Origin of the sequence: Microbacterium trichothecenolyticum (assembly GCF_030818955.1) — a bacterium.
Classification (GTDB): domain Bacteria; phylum Actinomycetota; class Actinomycetes; order Actinomycetales; family Microbacteriaceae; genus Microbacterium; species Microbacterium trichothecenolyticum_B.
Window position 1 is genome coordinate 1679715 of the sequence record NZ_JAUTBF010000001.1, and the last position, 19553, is coordinate 1699267.

The following is a 19553-nucleotide window of genomic DNA, read 5'->3' on the forward strand; positions in this document are numbered from 1 at the left end:
CCGCCCCCTGGGCAACAGAAACCGAGTCGCCCCGCAACTCCTGCAGGAGGTGTGCGTCAAGCACCCCCTCGGGGTGCCGCGCGCGGGCGGTCAGCGCCGCCGGAGTCGGGGCGAGAGCCCGGCGATCGACGCCCGAACGGCATCGGGCGCGTACATGATCTCTTCCGCCATCAGCCGAAGGGTGAGAAAGCCGGCAGCTGCGGCAGCGCGGTCGCGACGCCTGTCGGCACGCTGCGCGTCCCACGAGGAGTGGTGAGCCTTGCTATCGCACTCGATGATGAGCCATCCCTCGACCACGAAGTCGACACGCCCCACACCCTCGATGAACACCTGTGAGCTCCACCGCAGGCCGAGGCTCCGAAGGATCAGGCGAAGCAGCGTCTCCGGGCCCGACTCGGCGGACGGATCGAGGAGCGGACGCAGGCGCCGATATCGCCGCGGCAACCGCTGGAAGACCTCACCCACCCCCGCTTCGTCGAGGAGGCGCTGATGCCAGGCACTGTCCAACGATGCGATGAGGCTCCGTGGCGGCTGGCACGCCGCCGATTGCGCGAGAGCCTCGACGAGGGGTGTGGCCGTCTCTCTCGCGGGGGCTGAGCTCGGTCGCCAGTGCGCGCAGGTCTCCGGCCCTCGGGGCGGAAGGCGGCTGGCGCCACGATCGAACTGCACGTGCAGGCGCGACGTGTCGTGGGCGAAGACGCCTGACACTGCCAGAAGCGAGAGGCAGTCGAGGCGTCCGCCGAGCTGTACCGCGCGCAGAAGGTCGTTCGGCACGTCGCCCGGCAGGTAGGTGTCACGACGGGCACGACGCATCAGACCCGACCGGATGGACGACTCGATGTCTGTACGGGTCATGCCCGCCGCGCGAAGGTCGCGGTACGAGGCGGAGACGTGCGGCATGCGTCGAGCGTGCTCGCTCGACGCACGCCGTGAGGCCGGTTCCGCTCTTCTGGGGATAACTGCCGTCCCCGGCGCGCGTACCCTCTCGGCACAGCTCCTGCAGATCCCCTCGTCTCGTCGGCCTCGCACACCGCCGGCCGCAGAGATGCAGGAGTTGTGCTCGACGAAGCAGGAACCATCGGTAGCGTGACCGCATGGAACCCGAGATGCTGCGCACGGCCCGTCTCGAACTCTCGGCGCCCCGCGGGGAAGACGTCGACGCGATCCATGCGGCGTGTCAGGATGCCGCGATCCAGCGGTTCACGACCGTGCCGTCGCCCTACCTGCCCACCGACGCCGAGTCGTTCGTCGAACTCGCCGCAACCTGGTGGGCCGAAGGGTCGCAGGCGACTTGGGCCATTCGGCTCGACCGCCGGCTCGTCGGAATGATCGGACTCGCCCATCTGCCCGGCGGCGGCCCCGAGCTGGGGTACTGGATCGCAGCCGACGTGCGCGGCCGCGGTGTGGCGACCGAGGCCGCTCGGGCGGTGATCGACTGGGGTTTTTCGCCCGAGCGCCCGGCCGTTCAGCGCATCGAGTGGCGGGCGGTGGTCGGCAACGTCGGCTCCGCCCGCGTCGCCCGCTCGCTCGGATTCCGCTACGAGGGCCTGCTGCGGCAGGCCCATTGCAACTCCCTGGGGCGTGCCGACCTGTGGATCGGCGGTCTGCTGCGCGACGACGACCCTCAGCCGGTCTCCTGGCCGATCGACGTGTGACGCGCAACACCTCGTGCCGATGTCGGAGGTGCGTGCGAGCATGGGCACATGCCGGAGATGCCAGAGGTCGAGGGGCTCGTGGAGTTCCTGCGCGGTCGCGCGGTCGGGCTGCAGGTCACCAAGGCGACCGTGTCGGCGATCAATGCGCTGAAGACGTACGACCCTCCCCTGACCTCCCTCGTGGGCAGCACCGTGACCGCCGTCGACCGGCATGGCAAGTTCGTCGACGTGACGACGGATGCCGGCATCCACCTCGTGTTCCATCTCGCCAAGGCGGGCTGGCTGCGGTGGTACGACGCGCTCCCCGCGACCATCGTCAAGCCCGGTAAGACCCCGATCGCCCTGCGCGTCGGCTTCGACGACGGCTCGGGGTTCGACCTCACCGAGGCCGGCACCAAGAAGTCGCTCGCGGTGTACGCGGTGCGTGCGGTCGACGACGTTCCGGGGATCGCCCGTCTCGGGCCCGATCCCCTGAGCGCGGACTTCGACCGCGAGACGTTCGGCGCTCTGCTCGCGGGGCGCCGCACCCAGATCAAAGGCGTGCTGCGCGACCAGTCGATCATCGCGGGCGTCGGCAATGCGTACTCCGACGAGATCCTGCACGCGGCGAAGATGTCCCCCTACGCGCTGGCGGCGACACTCGCCGACGACGATGTCGACCGCCTGTTCACCGCGATGACCGAGACCCTGGCCGAAGCCATCGACGAGGCCCGCGGCAAGCCGCCGGCGGAATTGAAGGATGCCAAGCGGCGCGGCATGCGCGTGCACGGACGCCGTGGCGAGCAGTGCCCGGTGTGCGGCGACGAGGTACGCAGCGTCTTCTTCGCCGACAACTCGCTCGAGTACTGCCCCACCTGCCAGACGGGCGGGAAGCTGCTGGCGGACCGTCGACTGTCGCGCCTGCTGAAGTGACGCCGACCGGGGCGCGAACGCCCGCGATCCCGCCGGTCCCTGCCACAGCCACCGCGAACGTGTCCATCCATGTCGGGGAATGAAACCCGCCACGCCGCGTTGAGTAGACTCCGAAGTGCAACAACGTGCTCCGGGGTCGGTGAGAATCCGAACCGGCGGTGACAGTCCGCGAACCTCTCCGTGTCATGCGGTGGGGCCGATCCGGTGGAATTCCGGGACCGACGGTGATGCGAGGGGGAACCCGCGCTAGTCCGGATAGGAGGCAGCACGGTCGGCGCGTCGCGCCTTCCCGCTGTTCCTGCCCCGACACCGCGGGAAGGACAGGGAAAATGGCATCCGCCGTCGAGATCGACGCCATGCGGCGAGCGCTGCAGCTCGCCCGGCGCGGCCCGCGCGGGCTCAACCCGCAGGTCGGCGCGGTGATCCTCTCGCCCGCCGGCGATGTCCTCGCCGAGGGGTTCCACCGTGGTGCGGGCACCCCGCACGCCGAGGTCGACGCCCTCTCGCGGCTCTCCCCCGGTGCTGCCCGCGGCGCCACCGCCGTCGTCACCCTCGAGCCGTGCAACCACACCGGCCGCACCGGCCCCTGCGCCCTCGCCCTCATCGAGGCGGGCGTCGCGCGCGTCGTCTACGCCCTCGACGACCCCACCGATGCCGCGGCCGGCGGCGCCGAGCGCCTGCGGGCCGCGGGAGTCGACGTGGAGTCGGGCGTCGAGGCGGAGGCCGCTCGTGCGCTGATCGCCGACTGGATCGCCGTGCAGCGCACCGGCCGCCCGCACGTCACCGTCAAGTGGGCGCAGAGCCTCGACGGTCGCGCCGCCGCCGACGACGGCACGAGCCAGTGGATCACCGGCCCCGCGGCCCGCCGCGACGTGCACGCGCGCCGCGCGTCCGCCGACGCCATCGTCGCCGGTACCGGGACCGTGCGCACCGACGACCCGGCCTTGACCGCCCGCGACGCCGACGGCGCGCTGCTCGAGGCACAACCCGTCCCCGTCGTGATCGGCGAGAGCGAGACGGACCCGGATGCCGCCGTGCGCCGCCACCCGCGGACGCCGTTGTTCTACGCCACCCACGACCTTCCCGCCGTCCTCGCCGATCTCGCCGCGCAGGGCGTCCAGCGCGTCTTCGTCGAGGGCGGGCCGACCCTCGCCAGCGCCTTCGTGCGCGAGGGCCTCGCCGACGAGGTGCTCGTTGTACGTCGCGCCGGTCCTTCTCGGCGGATCGCGTCTCGCCCTCGGCGACATCGGGGTGCCGACCATCGCCGACGCACGGCGGCTCGCCGTGGCATCCGTCCACAACCTCGGCGACGACCTGCTGGTCGTCGCCCACCCCACCACCCGAACCCGAGGAGAGCACTGATGTTCACCGGAATCGTCGAAGAGATCGGCGCCGTCACCGCGGTCGAGCCCTCGGGCGACGGCGTGCGGCTCACGCTGCGCGCGCCACTGTCGGTGTCGGACGCCGGACACGGCGACTCGATCTCGGTCAGCGGTGTGTGCCTCACCGTCGTCGACCAGGGCGAGGACTGGTTCACCGCCGATGTGATGAAGCAGACCCTCGACATGTCGACGCTCGCCGACGTCGCGCCCGGCCGCCCCGTGAACCTCGAGCGCGCGACGGCCGCGCACGGGCGCCTCGGCGGTCACATCGTCCAGGGCCACATCGACGGCACGGGCGTCGTGCGCGAGGTGCGGCCCGGTGCCCAGTGGAGCGTCGTGCGCATCGGCATCCCGAGCCACCTCGCCCCACTCGTCGTCGACAAGGGCTCGATCGCCATCGACGGTGTCTCGCTGACCGTCAGCGCGGTCAGCGAAGCCGCCGACCCCGAACCGTGGCTCGAGGTCTCGCTCATCCCCGAGACGCTCGAGGCCACCACGCTGGGCCGCGCCGAAGCCGGCACCCCCGTGAACCTCGAGACCGACATCCTCGCGCGCCACGTGCAGCGCATGCTCGCCTTCCGCCCCGCAGACACCACCGCGGCATCGACCGCACCGACCGAGAGGGGCTCCGCATGAGCCTGTCCCCCATCCCCGAGGCCCTGGAGGCCCTCCGCCAGGGCCGACCGATCCTGGTCGCCGACGACGAGAACCGCGAGAACGAGGGTGACGTCATCATCTCCGCGCAGCTCGCCACTCCCGAGTGGCTCGCGTGGACCGTCCGGTGGTCGAGCGGTTACGTCTGCGCCCCCATGCCGGCGGAGAGGGCCGATCGCCTCGACCTGCCGCCCATGGTGGCCGTGAACGAAGACGCCCGCGGCACCGCCTACACCGTGAGCGTCGATGCGGCCTCGGGAGTGACCACGGGAATCAGCGCCTCCGACCGTGCCCGCACGCTGAACGTGCTGGCCGATCCGGAGTCGGTGCCCTCGAGCGTCATCCGCCCGGGCCACATCCTTCCGCTCCGCGCCGTCGACGGGGGCGTCCGCGAGCGGGCGGGGCACACCGAGGCCGCGGTCGATCTCATGCGGCTCGCGGGGCTGCAGCCGGTCGGCGCGATCGCCGAGGTCGTGGCCGAAGACGGCAGCATGATGCGCCTGCCCGGGCTCTTCGAGCTGGGTGAGCGCGACGGCATCCCGGTGATCACCATCGAGCAACTCATCGCCTACCTCGACGAGACCGACCCACTGCCCGCGGCAGCGCCCGCCCGTCGCCGCGTGAGCCTGCGTGCCGAGTCGAACGTGCCCACCTCGCACGGCACGTTCCGCTTCCTCGCCTACAAGGACCGGGTGACCGGCACCGACCACCTCGCCGTCGTCTCGGGCGACCTGACCGAGAAGGCACCGCTGGTGCGTGTGCACTCCGAGTGCCTGACCGGCGAAGCTTTCGGATCGCTGAAGTGCGAGTGCGGCCCCCAGCTGGATGCCGCGCTCGACACGATCGATCAGGACGGCGGGATCGTCATCTACATGCGCGGGCACGAGGGACGCGGTATCGGCCTCATCAACAAGCTGCGCGCGTACAGCCTGCAGGAGCGGGGTCTCGACACGGTCGACGCCAACCTCGCGCTGGGCCTTCCCGCCGACGCGCGCGACTACGCCGCCGCCGCCGGCATCCTGGCCGACCTGGGCGTCGAGCAGGTGCGCCTGCTGACGAACAACACCGACAAGGTCGCGCAGCTGCGCGGCTTCGGCCTCGACGTCGTCGAGCAGGTGCCCCTGCTCGTGGGCGTCGGCCCCAACAACCACCAATACCTCGAGACGAAGCGCGACCGCATGGGTCACGTCATCGCCGAGGACGACCTGCGCGATGCCCTCGCGCACCTGAAGGAAGAGAGCGTGTGATGGCCGGCAGTGGAGCACCCGAAACCGGCGGCGTCGACGCGTCGCACCTGAACGTCGTCGTCGTCGCCGGTACCTGGCACGACGTCATCACCGACGGACTGATCGCCGGGGCGAAGCGGATCCTGGATGCCACGGGCGCGAGCTATCGCGTCGTGCGGGTTCCGGGATCGTTCGAGCTCCCGGTCGCCGCCAAGGCCGCGTTCGAGGGCGGCGCGGATGCCGTGGTCGCCCTCGGCGTGATCATCCGCGGGGGCACGCCGCACTTCGAGTTCGTCTCGTCGGCGGCCACCGACGGCCTCACGCGAGTGGCGCTCGACGCCGGCAAGCCGGTCGGATTCGGCGTGCTGACGCTGGACGACGAGCAACAGGGTCTCGACCGTGCCGGTCTCGAGGGGTCGAAGGAGGACAAGGGCGAGGAGGCGGCCGACGCGGCCATCCGCACGGCGCTGGTGCTGCGGGAGCTGCGGGGCTGAGACCGACCGGGTGAGGGGCGCCTTCCTGGCGGCCGGGGCACGGCATCCCTACCCTGACGGGTATGGAGATCCTGCGCCACGCCGTCGTCCTCGTCCACCTCGTCGGCTTCGCCGTGCTGTTCGGCGCGTGGGTCGTCGAGGCCGTCGGGCGTCGGCGCGTGACGCCGTTGATGAACTACGCGCTGCTTCTCTCGCTCGTGTCGGGTCTTGCCCTGTCCGCCCCCTGGGGCCTCGACCACGACCCCAACTACGTCAAGATCGGCGTGAAGCTCGTGGTACTGGTCGTCATCGGCGCGCTGCTCGGCATCGGATCGGCCCGGCAGAAGCGCACCGGAACGCTGCCCGCGGGGATCTTCTGGCCCATCGGTGTGCTGACCCTGCTGAACGCCGCGCTGGCGGTGCTCTGGCGCTGACCCCACCCACGCACGGCCGGTGCTCAGCAACCGCATAGACTGGAGGGTCTAACGCCCCCCACTCGGGGACGTTCCCGGTGCCCCCGCCGCGCGCCAGGTCACGCACACCCTCGCGACCGTTCCGCGCCACCGCTGCGCCCCACCACGGACGCGAACGATCGACCTTTCCGTCAGGCTGTCATGACCACCTCTTCCCCCTCCACTCGTTCCGCCGCCCCAGCGAACCCGCGCTCGCGCGTGATCACCGCGAGCCTGATCGGTACGACGATCGAGTTCTACGACTTCTACGCGTACGCCACCGCCGCGGTTCTCGTCTTCCCGATCCTCTTCTTCCCCACCGGCAACGAGACCACCTCGCTCCTGCTGTCGTTCAGCGTCTTCGGCGCCGCCATGGTCGCGCGCCCCCTCGGGGCGATCGTGTTCGGCCACTTCGGCGACCGGTTCGGCCGCAAGGCCACGCTCGTGGCATCCCTGCTCACGATGGGTGTCGCGACCTTCCTCATCGGCTGCCTGCCGACGTTCAACGAGATCGGCGTCTGGGCGGCGGTCCTGCTGTTGATCATGCGCCTCGCGCAGGGCTTCGCGCTCGGCGGCGAGTGGTCGGGTGCCGCGCTCGTCGCGACCGAGAACGCCCCGAAGGGAAAGCGCGCCTGGTACGGCACCTTCCCGCAGCTGGGTGCGCCGATCGGCTTCATCATCGCCAACGGTGTCTTCCTCTTCATCAACTTCGCGCTGCCGCACCCCGACGGCACCGCGCAGCGGTCGGCGGAGTTCCTCTCGTGGGGCTGGCGTGTGCCGTTCCTGTTCTCGGCCGTCATGGTCATCGTCGGCCTGTGGGTGCGTCTGAAGCTCGTCGAGAGCGAGTCGTTCGCGAAGGCCGAGAAGGTCGGCGCGATCAGGAAGTTCCCGCTGGGCGAGGCGATCCGCCGCAACGGGAAGCAGCTCATCCTCGGCACGTTCATCATGCTGGCGACATACGTGCTCTTCTACCTGATGACGAGCTTCACCCTCTCGTACGGCACCAAGCCGACCGCGGAGGTCGCGGCCGCCGCGGCCGAGAAGGCCGGCACCCCGTTCGACCCCGCCGCCTACGTGCCCGGCCTCGGCTACGGCTACACCGACTTCGTCATCATGCAGATCATCGGCGTGGTGTTCTTCGGCGTCTTCACGCTGCTCTCGGGCCCCATCGCGGACCGCATCGGGCGCAAGCGCCTGCTGATCGGTGTCACCGCGGCGATCATCGTGTTCGGCCTGACGTTCTCGTTCTTCCTCATGCCGCACACCGACCCCGGCCTCACGCGCGTGCTCGTGCAGTCGTTCCTCATCATCGGTTTCCTGCTGATGGGAACCACCTTCGGCCCGATGGGCGCCGTGCTGCCCGAACTCTTCCCCACGAACGTGCGCTACACCGGATCGGCGATCTCATACAACGTGTCGTCGATCCTCGGCGCCGCCCTCGCCCCCATCGTCGCGGTGGGGCTCTGGGCCGTCGGTGGCGGTAACCCGTGGCTCGTCGGCGTGTACCTGTCGGCGATGGGCGTGCTGACCCTCATCGCGGTCGTGCTCTCGCCCGAGACCAAAGACGTCGACTACGACGACAACCTGGCCGCCGGAGCGATCGCGCCGTAACGCGGTTTCGCGCAACATCGGATGCCACGGGGCCTGGGCCTCGTGGCATCCGTCGTTTCGCTTACGGGCGGGGGCGGGCGCGGCGTGCGGGGGGGGGCGGCGCGGGTGGGTGGGTGGGAGCGGGGAAGGGCCGGGTGGGGCGTGCCGGCCTCCGGAGCCTCGGCCGGCGCGGCAGTGTTACAGCCTCCCAGGCGCCGAAACGGCCGGTTGTTCCGGAGCCCGGCACGCCCGCGGAGCGAGCACGGGCGGCGGGGCCGCGGGCGGCGGGGCAGTGCCAGGCGATGCGAGGCGTGCCGGACTCCGGAAATTTCGGCCGCGCTGCGGCCCCGCGGCCCCGACAGACACCAGAACGGCCGATCCTTCCGGAGTCCGGCACGCCCCGTCCGGCGGTGCCGTCAGTCGAGGAACAGCGCGCGCAGGCGCTTCGTGGTGAAGATGAGGCCGACGGCGATCATGACGACGTAGTACAGGACGTGCCAGAGCAGCACGGGCGAAACCGCCCCCGTCGTGAGCCCGCGGATCAGCTCGACCCCGTGCCAGAGCGGGAACGCCTGCACGAGGAACTGGATCGGCGCGGGGTACTGCGTGATCGGGAAGAAGGTCGCCGAGAACAGGAACATCGGCAGCATCAGCAGCGTGATCCAGTCCATGTGCTGGAACGTCCTCATGTAGCTCGTGATCGCCATACCGAGGCTGGCGAAACCGAACGCGATGAGGACCACCGCGGGAAGGGCGAGGATCGCGGTCGGCGCGAGGTTCAACCCGAACAGCTGCATGATGACCATGAATCCGCACGCGTAGACCAGCCCGCGTATCAGCGCGTACAGGATCTCGCCGAGGGCGACATCGAGCGGGCCGAGCGAGGTCGACAGCATGCCCTCGTAGAGCTTGCCGTAGTTGAGCTTGAAGAAGACGTTCCAGGTCGAGTCGTACACGGCGCCGTTCATCGCCGAGACAGCCAGCAGTGCGGGGGCGATGTAAGCGGCATAGGGAACGACCATGCCGGTCGAAGTCGTGACCTCACCGACGAGCGCGCCGAGGCCGATCCCCATCGACGCCAGGTATAGCACCGGCTCGAAGAACCCCGACACCACCACGACCCAGTTCGACGAGCGGGCCGCGAGGAAGCTGCGCTGGAGGACCGCCTGCGGGTTGCCCGCCCACAGTGCGCCCACGCCGCCACGGCGCCGCGCGGTCGTGACGGCGCTCATGCCGCGAGCCTCCGTTCGAAGATGCGTCGCGCCGCGAGGTAGCCTCCGGCGGCGAGCACGAGCAGGTACGCGAGGTGTCCGAGCGCCGCAAGCGGATCGAACGGACCGTAGGTGAGCATGCGGCCGACCTCGGTGGCATGCCACAGCGGCGAGACCCACCCGATCGGCTGCAAGAACCACGGCAGCGTCGACAGCGGATAGAACGTGCCCGAGAAGAGGAACATCGGCACGAACACGAACCGCTGCACGAGCGCGAACTGTCCCTTGTCTTCCTCGAGCGATGCCGCGAAGGCCATGAGCGGCGCGCCGAAGCTCACACCGGCGATCAGCCCCACGAGCACCGACAACCAGCCGGTGGCGGGCTCGGGGACTGCACCGAAGAGCCAGATGAAGAGGTAGTACGCCGCGACGCCCACGAACATGCGGGCCGAGGCCCCCAACACGACACCATCGACGATCTGGGCCGAAGACAGGGGTGAGGCGTTGAAGCCGTAGAAGTAGCGCCGCCATTTGAAGCCCGACATCACCGGGTACGTGAACTCCTCGGATGCCACTCCCACCGCCGCCGTGGCCAGCAACGCGGGCGCGACGAAGACGAGGTAGGGCACAGTCTGGCCGCCGACGTCGATCTGGCCCTGGATGAGGGCGGCGAGGCCCAGGCCCAGACCGAGCAGGTAAAGGATCGGCTGGCCGAGGGCACCCACGACGATCGTCCACCCGTAGGCGCGCATCGTGCGGACCATGTGCTCCGTGACGTACCAGGAGCCGTACCGACGCGGCTTGCGCGCCCACGCGAGGGCTTCGGCGCGCAGCTCGTCGGCGGTGGGGTGGCGCACGGCATCCGGGGGCTGGGGAGTGCTCATTCGATCAGCGACCGTCCGGTGAGGCGCAGGAAGACGTCTTCGAGGCTCGACCGCCGTACGAGCGACGTCAGCGGCGTGTGCCCCGCCGCGACGACGCGTTCGAGGGCGGCCTCGCCGTCGTGGGCATACACGAGGACCCGGTCGGGAAGCACCTCGACGCGGTCACCGACGCCCTCGAGCGAGCGGGCGGCCTCTTCGTTGCGGTCGGAACCGAACCGCACCTCGAGCACCTCGCGGCTCGAGTGCGCGCGGATGAGGGCAGCGGGCGACCCTTCGGCCATGATGCGGCCCTTGTCGACGACGATGAGGCGGTCGCACAGCTGCTCGGCCTCGTCCATGTAATGCGTCGTCAGCACGAGCGTCGTGCCGCGCTCCTTGAGACGGAAGAGGCGGTCCCACAGCACGTGCCGCGCCTGCGGGTCGAGGCCCGTGGTCGGCTCGTCGAGCAGCAGGATGCGTGGATCGTTGATGAGCCCCCGGGCGATCGTCAGGCGGCGTTTCATGCCACCGGAGAGCTGTTCGACCTTGCTCGTCGCCTTGTCTTCGAGCTGCGCGAACGCGAGCAACTCGTCGGCCTTCTGCGCGCAGACCTTGCCGGGAAGGCCGAAGTAGCGGCCATAGACGTAGAGGTTCTCACGCGCGTTCAGCTCGGCGTCGAGGTTGTCCTGCTGCGGAATCACGCCCAAGCGCGAACGGATCTCGGGACCGTAATGGTCGGGATCGAGACCGAGGATGCGGAGCTCGCCCGCGCTTCGCGTCGACACGGCGCCGATCATCTTCATCGTCGTCGATTTGCCCGCGCCGTTGGGCCCGAGAAGGCCGAAGGACTCCCCCGGAGCCACCTCGAAGGACAGCCCGTCGACCGCGACGAAGTCGGGCTTCCCCTTCGCGCGATAGCGCTTGACGAGGTCTCGGGCGGCGATCACGGGCTCGGGCACCGCTCCACCATATCCAGCGGCTCCGACATCGCCCGGCGGTCCCGGGAGACGGGGGCGGGCTCGGGCCGCCCGCGGGACGCTGCGTGCCGGGCTCCGGAAATTCCGGTCACCGGTGGCCCGACGCCCCCGCGGGGCCTTGAGGGATATGCGGTGCATCCGGAGTTCGCTCCACCGACGAAGCAGCGGAGCCGGCCGCACGGCTGCGGGAGGTACGGTCGAAGCACCCCATCTCCTTCCCCGAGGTCCGCATGTCTTCACCCGCTCCCGCGCGCGGACGGCGCGGCCGCCGCGTACCCGACGGCCCGCGCGCGTCGTTCCGTCAGTTGCTGCCGTTCCTGCTCGAGCACAAGCGCACGCTCGTCGTCGTCGCCGTGCTCAGCGTGCTCGGCGCGGCGACGACCCTGGTGCAGCCGCTGCTGGTCGGGCAGGTCATCTCGCGCGTGCAGGCCGCTGTGCCGCTCGGGGCGCTCGTCTGGCTGCTCGTCGGCTTCGTGGTGCTGTCCTCGCTCATCTCCGGCTACCAGCACTACCTGCTGCAGCGCACCGGCACCGCGGTGGTCTACTCCAGCCGCCGGCGGCTGATCTCGCGCATCCTGCGCCTGCCGATCAGCGAGTTCGACGCCCGTCGCACGGGCGACCTCGTCTCGCGCGTCGGCACCGACACGACGCTGTTGTACGCCGTTCTCACGCAGGGACTCGCGGATGCCGTGGGCAACGCGCTCATCCTCGTCGGCGCGGTCGTCGCGATGGCGTTCATCGACCCGCTCCTGCTCGGGCTCATCGTCGTGGTGATCGGCGCGTCACTGGCGAGCGTGGTCGTGCTCGGCCTGCGCGTGCGCGCCGCCTCGGCGGCCCAGCAGGAGAAGGTCGGCGAGCTCTCGTCGGGGGTCGAGCGTGCGATCGGGTCGATCCGCACCGTGCGCGCCGCCGGGGCCACCGAGCGCGAGACCGCCGCCGTCACCGAGGTGGCGGCCGAGGCCTACGCCGCCGGCGTGCGCATCGCCAAGGTATCGGCACTCATCGTGCCCGTGGCCGGCATCGCTTTGCAGGTGTCGCTGCTGGTCGTGCTCGGCGTGGGCGGGTTCCGCGTGGCATCCGGGGCCATCGACGTCGCCGCGCTCGTGACCTTCGTGATCTTCCTCTTCCTGCTCGTGCAGCCGCTGGCGTCGGCGATCGGCGCGATCACCTCCGTCAACCAGGCGCTCGGCGCGCTCGGCCGCATCCAGGACGTGCTCGACCTGCCCCTCGAGAGCGACGGCGACCGGCCGGCCTCGGCGACGGCGCGGGCGGATGCCCCGGCGATCGCCTTCCGCGACGTGCGGTTCCGCTACCCCGACCACGTCGTGAAGGCGCGCGAGGCGGCGGCGAAGGAGGCGCGGTCGGTGCTCGCCGAGGCCCACCTGGATGCCGCCGACGCCCCGGCCGAAACCGACCGCGAGGTGCTGCGAGGGGTGTCGTTCACCGTGCCGCGCGGCGCGCGCGTGGCGCTGGTCGGTCCGTCGGGAGCGGGCAAGAGCACGATCCTCTCGCTGATCGAGCGCTTCTACGACCCGACCGAGGGCGCGATCCTCGTCGACGGCGTCGATGCCCGCGATCTCGCCCGCGACGATCTGCGCGCCCGATTCGGCTACGTCGAACAGGACGCCCCGACCCTGGCCGGCACGATCGCCGACAATCTGCGATTGGCTTCGCCCCTGGCATCCGATGCCGACTGCGAGCGCGTGCTGCGCGAAGTGAACCTCGGCGATGTGCTCGAGCGCAGCCCGCTGGGAGTCGACGCCCCCGTGGGCGAGGACGGCGTGATGCTCTCGGGCGGCGAGCGTCAGCGCCTCGCGATCGCCCGGGCGCTGCTGGCCGCTCCCCCGGTGCTGTTGCTCGACGAGTCGACGTCGTCGCTCGACGGCGTCAACGAACAGCGCATGCGCGAGGCCATCGACGCCGTTGCCACCGACCGCACGCTGCTGGTCATCGCGCACCGCCTGTCGACGGTGGTCGACAGCGACCTCATCGTGGTGCTCGACGACGGTCGCGTGGTCGGGCAGGGCACGCACAGCGAGCTCGTGGCATCCACGCCCCTGTACCGGGACCTGGCGAAGCATCAGCTGCTGGTGTGACATCGGGTCGTGCGGCGCGAGCGCGGGAGCGGTGCGGCCGACGCCCCGGACACGGGCGGCAGCGAGTGCGCCGGGCCAGCGATCAGTCCCCGAACCGTCGCCGTAAACGCGATCCGCGCGCATAAACACGTGGTGCTCGTGTTTATGCGCGCGGATCGCGTTTATGCGTGCAAGTCACCGCGCTCAGGCGCGCTGCAGGCGGTACCGCAGCGCCGCGAGCTCGGCGCGCAGGGCTGCCGGCAGGTGCGAGCCGAAGGTGTCGTAGAACTTCTCGGTGAGGTCGGCCTCGGCCAGCCACGACGCGCGGTCCACGGAGAACAACTCGTCGAGGTCGGACGAGGACAGCTCCAGCCCCGACAACTCGAGATCTTCGACGCGCGGCAGTCGTCCGATCGAACTGTCGACAGCGTCGACCTGACCGTCGACGCGGCGGATGATCCAGTCGATCACACGGGCGTTGTCGCCGAACCCGGGCCACAGGAACCGACCGTCGTCGCCCTTGCGGAACCAGTTGACCTGGAAGATGCGCGGGGCGCGGTCGAAGCGCAGCTTCTGGCCCACGTTCAGCCAGTGGCCGAAGTAGTCGCCCATGTTGTAGCCGCAGAACGGCAGCATCGCGAAGGGGTCGCGGCGCAACTCACCCACGGTGCCCTCTTGCGCCGCGGTCTTCTCCGACGAGATCGTCGAGCCGAGGAACACGCCGTGCGACCAGTCGGTCGCTTCGACCACCAGCGGCACATTCGTCGCACGGCGACCGCCGAACAGGATGACGTCGAGCGGCACACCCTCAGGGGCCTCCCAGTCCTCGGCGATCTGCGGGCACTGAGCGGCGCCGACCGTGAAGCGCGAGTTGGGGTGCGCGGCCGGGCGGCCGGATGCGGGCGTCCACGGCTTGCCCTCCCAGTCGATGAGGTGCGGGGGCGCTTCGTCGGTCAGCCCCTCCCACCACACGTCGCCGTCGGGGCGCAGGGCGACGTTCGTGAAGATCGTGTTGCCCCACAGCGTCTCGATCGCGGTGACGTTCGTCGACTCACCCGTGCCGGGCGCGACGCCGAAGAAGCCGGCCTCGGGGTTGATGGCCCACAGGCGCCCGTCGTCGCCGGGGCGGATCCAGGTGATGTCGTCGCCGAGGGTCTCGACGCGCCAGCCGGGAATGGTCGGGCGCAGCATCGCCAGGTTCGTCTTGCCGCACGCCGAGGGGAACGCGGCGGCCACGTGGTACGCCCTGCCCTTCGGGTCGATGACGCGGATGAGCAGCATGTGCTCGGCGAGCCACCCCTCGTCGCGGCCGATGACCGAGGCGATGCGCAGCGCGAAGCACTTCTTCGCCAGGATCGCGTTGCCGCCGTAGCCCGAACCGAACGACCACACCTCGAGGGTGTCGGGGAAGTGCACGATGTACTTCTCGTCGTTGCACGGCCAGGCGACGTCTTCCTGGCCCGGGGCGAGCGGGGCACCGACCGAGTGCACGGTCTTGACCCAGGGCGCGCCCTGGGCGATCTGCTCGATCACGGCCGTGCCGACACGGGTCATCACACCGATGGATGCCACGGCGTAGGCGCTGTCGGTGATCTGCACGCCGATGTGGCTGAGCGGGCCACCCACCGCACCCATCGAGAAGGGCACGACGTAAAGGGTGCGTCCGCGCATCGAGCCCTCGAAGACGCCGTTCAGGGTCTCGCGGATCTCGGCCGGGGCGATCCAGTTGTTGGTGGGCCCGGCATCCTCTTCGCTCTCGGAGGCGATCCAGGTGCGCGACTCGAGACGGGCGACGTCGCCCGGGTGCGACCGAGCGAGGTACGAACCGGGACGCCATTCGGGGTTGAGCTTGATGAGCTTGCCCTCGTCGACCATCTCGCGAAGGAGCGCGTCGTTCTCGGCGGCCGAGCCGTCGACCCAGTGGATGCGGTCGGGCTGCGTGAGGGCGGCGACCTGGTCGACCCACGCGGTGAGCTCGGCGAGGCCGGGGCCGTCGACGGCGGGGCGCACACCGTAGCCGGGGCGGGGAGCACGGGCGGCGGGCGCGGCGGTGCGCGAGGTGGAGCTGAAGATGTCGGCGAGTGCCATGTCGTTCTCCTCCGTTGGAGCGAATTCGGTGTCGTTCCTCCATGGTGAAGGGACGCGAAGGCGTCTTTCCAGAGAATTCGACGCTAAGAAATGCAATTCTTTCGATATGGTCAAGGAATGGCGTCGACGTTCGAACTCACCACCCTGGGCCACCGCATCCGCCATCACCGGCTCTCGCGCGGCCTCACGCTCGACGAGCTCGGCGCCCTCGTCGGGGTCGCGGGCAGTCAGCTGAGCCTCATCGAGAACGGCAAGCGCGAGCCCAAACTGTCGTTGCTGCAAGAGATCGCGCGAGCCACCGAGACCGAGGTCACCGAGCTGCTCTCCGCCGAACCGCCGAACCGGCGAGCCGCCCTGGAGATCGAGCTGGAACGGGCCCAGACCAGCCCGTTCTTCCGGCAGCTCGGCATCCCTGCCGTCAAAGTGACCAAGGGCACGAGCGACGAGACCATCGAAGCCGTGCTGGGGCTGCACCGCGAGCTGCAGCGCCGGGAGCGCGAGACCATCGCCAGCCCCGAAGAAGCTCGCCGCGCCAACACCGAGCTCCGACTGCGAATGCGCGAGAGCGCCAACCACCTCCCCGAGATCGAGCGCCTCGCCGAGAAGCAGCTCAAGGCAGCCGGCCACGGCACCGGCGCGCTGACCCACCGGACGGTGAGCATCATGGCCGAGCAGCTCGGGTTCGAGCTCATCTACGTGAGCGACCTGCCGCACTCCGCGCGCTCGGTGACCGACCTCGAGAACGGTCGCATCTATCTGCCCCCCGCCTCGATCCCGGGCGGTCACGGCCTGCGATCGATGGCGCTGCAAGCCATGGCTCATCGCCTGCTCGGGCACCGCCCGCCCACCGACTACGCCGATTTCCTCCAGCAGCGCCTCGAGATCAACTACTACGCCGCGTGCTGCCTCATGCCCGAGACCACCGCGGTCGCCTTCCTCACGCAGGCGAAGAAAGACCGCAACCTCGCCGTGGAGGACTTCCGCGACGCCTTCGGCGTCACCCACGAGGCGGCCGCGATGCGCATGACGAACCTCATGACCGTGCACCTCGGTATCCGGCTGCATTTCCTGCGCGTCGACGACGACGGCGCGATCTCGCGCGTCTACGAGAACGACGGCCTGCCCTTGCCGACCGACGTCACCGGTTCGGTGGAGGGGCAGATCGTGTGCAGGAAATTCTCGGCACGCTCGGCATTCGACGAACAACAACCGCACCACCGAGCACTACCAGTACACCGACACCCCCGCCGGAACCTTCTGGTGCTCGACGCAGACCGGCAGCACGAGCGACGGCGACTTCTCGATCACCGTGGGGGTGCCGTTCGACGACGCGCGCTGGTTCCGCGGACGCGAGACGGCGACCCGCGGCGTCTCGCACTGCCCCGAGGAGTCGTGCTGCCGCCGCCCCGACACCGAGGCCGCCCAGCGTTGGCAGGGCAAGGCGTGGCCGAGCGCCCGGGTGCACCGGCACATGTTCTCACCGCTCCCCCGCGGCATGTTCCCGGGCGTCGACGACGCCGAGGTGTTCGCCTTCCTCGACCGGCACGCGGCCGACTGAGGCGAGGCGGGGCCGCGGCCCGCACAACTCCTGCAGAAGGCGACGAACTCGACCCTCGCGAGCAGGAAACGGCCGTGCTGCAGGAGTTGTGCCTGCCCCGGCCGGTGAAACGAAACGGCGGGTGGGTGCGCTCCGACGACTTCGGCGGCGGCCGCGGCGCCGCCCATCACCTGGTGGATGCCGGTGGCACGCGTTTCGCCATGCTCGGCGGCGAAGGCCATCTGCCCTCCACCAAGGAGCGGCGCGAGGGCTTTCTCGCGGGGTTGTCGGACCGCGGCTTCGCCGCCGACGACGTGCTCATCATCGGCGAGAACGACCTGCTGCTGTGCGGCTTCGACGGCGTCGGCTGGACGCGGCAGATCTCGCCGACCATCACGACGGTCCGCCAGGACTGGGGCGAGATCGCCGCCCGCGCGATGGAAATCCTCGACACGCTGATGTCGGGCGGCGACGGTGACCGCGCCGTCATCCCCGTCGAGTTGGTGCCGGGCGAGTCGACCCGCCGCTGAGGCGGGGCCGAGGGCCGATGCCCGAACCGCGCTGCGCCGCGCTCCGGAAGATCGGCGGCGGATCGGCAGGATCGAACCGCCGCGGCTGCAGTCGTCCCCGAAAATTCCGGAGCGCGGCACCGCACCGCCGCGGTCCCGGTGCCCGACGGAGGGCCGGGACCGCGGATGCCACGGCCCCGGCGCTCCGTGGAGCGCGGGGCCGTGGCATCCGTCGTTGGTCAGGCGTAGGGGTTCGCGGTCAGCGTGTACTTCGTCTGCAGGTACTCGTGGATGCCCTCGTCGCCGCCCTCGCGGCCGAGGCCGGACTGCTTCCACCCGCCGAAGGGAGCGGCCGCGTTGGAGACGACGCCGACGTTGAGGCCCATCATCCCGGTCTCGAGCTTGTCGATCATGCGCTGTCCGCGCGCGAGCGACTCGGTGAAGACGTACGAGACGAGGCCGTACTCGGTGTCGTTCGCGAGGCGCACCGCGTCGTCCTCGTCGTCGAACGGGACGATCGCGAGCACCGGTCCGAAGATCTCCTCGCGCAGGATGTCGCTGCCGGGCTGCACATCCGACACCACGGTCGGCTCGAAGAACGTGCCGGGGCCCTCGACCGGCGACCCGCCGACCGTGACGGTGGCGCCGCGCTCGACGGCATCCCCCACGAGGGTCTTGGCCTTGTCGACCGCGCGGTCGTCGATGAGGGGGCCGATCTGCACGCCCTCCTCGGTGCCGCGGCCGATCTTCATCGCCTGCACGCGCTCGGTGACCCGGCGGGTGAACTCCTCGACGACGGAACGCTGCACGATGAAGCGGTTGGCGGCCGTGCACGCCTGACCGATGTTGCGGAACTTCGCGAGCATCGCGCCCTCCACCGCCTTGTCGAGGTCGGCGTCGTCGAACACGACGAACGGGGCGTTGCCGCCGAGTTCCATGGAGGTGCGCAGCACACCGGGCGCGGCCTGCTGCAGCAGCTTCACGCCGACCGGCGTCGACCCGGTGAACGAGAGCTTGCGCAGACGCGGGTCGGAGATGATGCGCTCGGAGACGGGGCCGGTGTCGGTCGTGGTGACGACGTTGACGACACCGGCGGGGAGCCCCGCGTCCTGCAGAATCTGCGCGAAGAACAGCGTGGTCAGCGGGGTGAGGGTGGCCGGCTTGATGACGACCGTGCAGCCGGCGGCGAGCGCGGGGGCGATCTTGCGGGTGGCCATCGCGAGGGGGAAGTTCCACGGCGTGATGAGGTAGCAGGGACCCACCGGGTGCTGCGTGACGATCATGCGGCCGGTTCCCTCGGGGTTCGCACCGTAGCGGCCCTGGGTGTGGGCGGTGACCTCGCTGAACCAGCGGAGGAACTCCCCGCCGTACACGACCTCTCCGCGCGCCTCGGCGAGGGGCTTGCCCATCTCGAGCGTCATCAGCAGGGCGATGTCTTCCTTGCGCTCCTGCAGCAGGTCGAAGGCGCGGCGGAGGATCTCGGCGCGCTCCCGCGCGGGGGTCGCCGCCCACGACGGGAACGCCGCGGCTGCGGCATCCATCGCCGCCACCCCGTCGTCGACGCTGGCGTCGGCGATCTCGAGGAGCACGTCGCCCGTGGCGGGGTCGTTCACCGCGACCGTCTTGCCGCCGCTCGCCGCACGCCACTCCCCGTCGATCAGCAGACCGGTGGGGACGGATGCCAGCAGCTCGCTCTCGCGCGAATCAGTCATGAGGTCTCCTGGATCGGGGCGGGGATACTCGCCCATTCTTCTCAGCGCGCGGATGCGTGCCGATATACGTTGCGTACAAAAGGGGTGTTGTGCTCGCCGCTGCGGCGAGGGGTCGGCGGGGCGGGGTGGGCCGGACGCTGGTGCGAGCCCGGGATGCGCGGGCTCGCCACGCATAAACGCTTCCCACGCGCATAAACGCGCTGTTCTCGCGTTTATGCGCGCCGATCGCGTTTATGC

The 19553-nt window shown here is 70.3% G+C and carries 14 protein-coding genes, 3 pseudogenes and 1 riboswitch; of the genes and pseudogenes, 11 read left to right on the plus strand and 6 right to left on the minus strand.

The genetic code is table 11. From position 1 onward, the window contains the following. Positions 1-90: 90 nt before the first annotated feature. Positions 91-900 carry a DUF559 domain-containing protein gene (locus QE412_RS07985; protein WP_307482015.1) on the minus strand — a complete coding sequence of 270 codons (810 nt, stop codon included), beginning with the start codon at positions 898-900 and terminating at the stop codon, positions 91-93. Positions 901-1094: 194 nt separating this feature from the next. On the opposite strand from QE412_RS07985, the gene QE412_RS07990 reads away from it, so the two are divergent. The 8 genes and pseudogenes from QE412_RS07990 (at position 1095) to QE412_RS08025 (ending at position 8365) form a co-directional block, all read left to right on the plus strand. Then, positions 1095-1655 carry a GNAT family N-acetyltransferase gene (locus QE412_RS07990; RefSeq protein ID WP_307482017.1) on the plus strand — a complete coding sequence of 187 codons (561 nt, stop codon included), beginning with the start codon at positions 1095-1097 and terminating at the stop codon, positions 1653-1655. A gap of 48 nt (positions 1656-1703) precedes the next feature. Next, positions 1704-2567, plus strand: a complete 864-nt coding sequence (locus QE412_RS07995; RefSeq protein WP_307482020.1) for an Fpg/Nei family DNA glycosylase — start codon at positions 1704-1706, stop codon at positions 2565-2567. Between the two features lie 122 nt (positions 2568-2689). After that, positions 2690-2839, plus strand: a riboswitch (FMN riboswitch). Positions 2840-2896: 57 nt separating this feature from the next. Further along, positions 2897-3929 (plus strand): annotated as a pseudogene (gene ribD / locus QE412_RS08000) (bifunctional diaminohydroxyphosphoribosylaminopyrimidine deaminase/5-amino-6-(5-phosphoribosylamino)uracil reductase RibD). Then, positions 3929-4585, plus strand: coding sequence for a riboflavin synthase (locus QE412_RS08005; protein ID WP_307482023.1), 657 nt, complete (start codon positions 3929-3931; stop codon positions 4583-4585). Before ribD ends, QE412_RS08005 begins: the two are co-directional and overlap by 1 nt. Beyond that, positions 4582-5850, plus strand: a complete 1269-nt coding sequence (gene ribA / locus QE412_RS08010) for a GTP cyclohydrolase II (RefSeq protein ID WP_307482026.1) — start codon at positions 4582-4584, stop codon at positions 5848-5850. The genes QE412_RS08005 and ribA overlap by 4 nt, the downstream gene beginning before the upstream one ends. Next, positions 5850-6323, plus strand: coding sequence for a 6,7-dimethyl-8-ribityllumazine synthase (gene ribH, locus QE412_RS08015; protein WP_307487088.1), 474 nt, complete (start codon positions 5850-5852; stop codon positions 6321-6323). The genes ribA and ribH overlap by 1 nt, the downstream gene beginning before the upstream one ends. A 62-nt stretch (positions 6324-6385) precedes the next feature. Continuing rightward, positions 6386-6736 (plus strand): Fe-S protein, encoded by a 351-nt coding sequence (locus QE412_RS08020; protein WP_307482029.1) that lies wholly within the window; start codon positions 6386-6388, stop codon positions 6734-6736. A gap of 180 nt (positions 6737-6916) precedes the next feature. Beyond that, positions 6917-8365, plus strand: a complete 1449-nt coding sequence (locus QE412_RS08025; RefSeq protein ID WP_307482032.1) for an MFS transporter — start codon at positions 6917-6919, stop codon at positions 8363-8365. A gap of 395 nt (positions 8366-8760) precedes the next feature. Here the strand turns inward: QE412_RS08025 and QE412_RS08030 are convergent, their stop codons facing one another. From QE412_RS08030 to QE412_RS08040, 3 genes are read right to left on the minus strand one after another with little or no spacing between them, the layout of a single operon-like run. After that, positions 8761-9576 carry an ABC transporter permease gene (locus QE412_RS08030; RefSeq protein ID WP_307482035.1) on the minus strand — a complete coding sequence of 272 codons (816 nt, stop codon included), beginning with the start codon at positions 9574-9576 and terminating at the stop codon, positions 8761-8763. Continuing rightward, positions 9573-10439, minus strand: a complete 867-nt coding sequence (locus tag QE412_RS08035; RefSeq protein ID WP_307482038.1) for an ABC transporter permease — start codon at positions 10437-10439, stop codon at positions 9573-9575. The genes QE412_RS08030 and QE412_RS08035 overlap by 4 nt, the downstream gene beginning before the upstream one ends. After that, positions 10436-11377: an ABC transporter ATP-binding protein gene (locus tag QE412_RS08040; protein ID WP_307482041.1), complete on the minus strand. Its 942-nt coding sequence runs from the start codon at positions 11375-11377 to the stop codon at positions 10436-10438. Before QE412_RS08040 ends, QE412_RS08035 begins: the two co-directional genes overlap by 4 nt. Positions 11378-11625: 248 nt before the next feature. On the opposite strand from QE412_RS08040, the gene QE412_RS08045 reads away from it, so the two are divergent. Beyond that, a complete protein-coding gene (locus QE412_RS08045) occupies positions 11626-13491 on the plus strand; it encodes an ABC transporter ATP-binding protein (protein WP_307482043.1) in 1866 nt (621 codons plus the stop codon). 183 nt (positions 13492-13674) lie between these two features. Here the strand turns inward: QE412_RS08045 and QE412_RS08050 are convergent, their stop codons facing one another. Next, positions 13675-15558 (minus strand): phosphoenolpyruvate carboxykinase (GTP), encoded by a 1884-nt coding sequence (locus tag QE412_RS08050; protein WP_307482046.1) that lies wholly within the window; start codon positions 15556-15558, stop codon positions 13675-13677. A gap of 117 nt (positions 15559-15675) precedes the next feature. Between QE412_RS08050 and QE412_RS08055 the strand changes: the two are divergent. Both QE412_RS08055 and QE412_RS17695 read left to right on the plus strand, forming a co-directional pair. Continuing rightward, positions 15676-17116, plus strand: a pseudogene (locus QE412_RS08055) (helix-turn-helix domain-containing protein). Between the two features lie 326 nt (positions 17117-17442). Then, a pseudogene (locus QE412_RS17695) lies at positions 17443-17625 on the plus strand (substrate-binding domain-containing protein); the annotation flags it as partial. A gap of 218 nt (positions 17626-17843) precedes the next feature. On the opposite strand, the gene QE412_RS08065 reads toward QE412_RS17695, so the two are convergent. After that, positions 17844-19316 carry an NAD-dependent succinate-semialdehyde dehydrogenase gene (locus tag QE412_RS08065; RefSeq protein WP_307482048.1) on the minus strand — a complete coding sequence of 491 codons (1473 nt, stop codon included), beginning with the start codon at positions 19314-19316 and terminating at the stop codon, positions 17844-17846. Positions 19317-19553: the final 237 nt, after the last annotated feature.

Coding starts and splice junctions, on each gene's coding strand:
- QE412_RS07985 (WP_307482015.1), bottom strand. CDS start 900: ATGCCGCACGTCTCCGCCTCGTACCGCGACCTTCGCGCGGCGGGCATG.
- ribA (WP_307482026.1), top strand. CDS start 4,582: ATGAGCCTGTCCCCCATCCCCGAGGCCCTGGAGGCCCTCCGCCAGGGC.
- QE412_RS08005 (WP_307482023.1), top strand. CDS start 3,929: ATGTTCACCGGAATCGTCGAAGAGATCGGCGCCGTCACCGCGGTCGAG.
- QE412_RS07990 (WP_307482017.1), top strand. CDS start 1,095: ATGGAACCCGAGATGCTGCGCACGGCCCGTCTCGAACTCTCGGCGCCC.
- QE412_RS08035 (WP_307482038.1), bottom strand. CDS start 10,439: ATGAGCACTCCCCAGCCCCCGGATGCCGTGCGCCACCCCACCGCCGAC.
- ribH (WP_307487088.1), top strand. CDS start 5,850: ATGGCCGGCAGTGGAGCACCCGAAACCGGCGGCGTCGACGCGTCGCAC.
- QE412_RS08020 (WP_307482029.1), top strand. CDS start 6,386: ATGGAGATCCTGCGCCACGCCGTCGTCCTCGTCCACCTCGTCGGCTTC.
- QE412_RS08045 (WP_307482043.1), top strand. CDS start 11,626: ATGTCTTCACCCGCTCCCGCGCGCGGACGGCGCGGCCGCCGCGTACCC.
- QE412_RS08065 (WP_307482048.1), bottom strand. CDS start 19,316: ATGACTGATTCGCGCGAGAGCGAGCTGCTGGCATCCGTCCCCACCGGT.
- QE412_RS07995 (WP_307482020.1), top strand. CDS start 1,704: ATGCCGGAGATGCCAGAGGTCGAGGGGCTCGTGGAGTTCCTGCGCGGT.
- QE412_RS08030 (WP_307482035.1), bottom strand. CDS start 9,576: ATGAGCGCCGTCACGACCGCGCGGCGCCGTGGCGGCGTGGGCGCACTG.
- QE412_RS08050 (WP_307482046.1), bottom strand. CDS start 15,558: ATGGCACTCGCCGACATCTTCAGCTCCACCTCGCGCACCGCCGCGCCC.
- QE412_RS08025 (WP_307482032.1), top strand. CDS start 6,917: ATGACCACCTCTTCCCCCTCCACTCGTTCCGCCGCCCCAGCGAACCCG.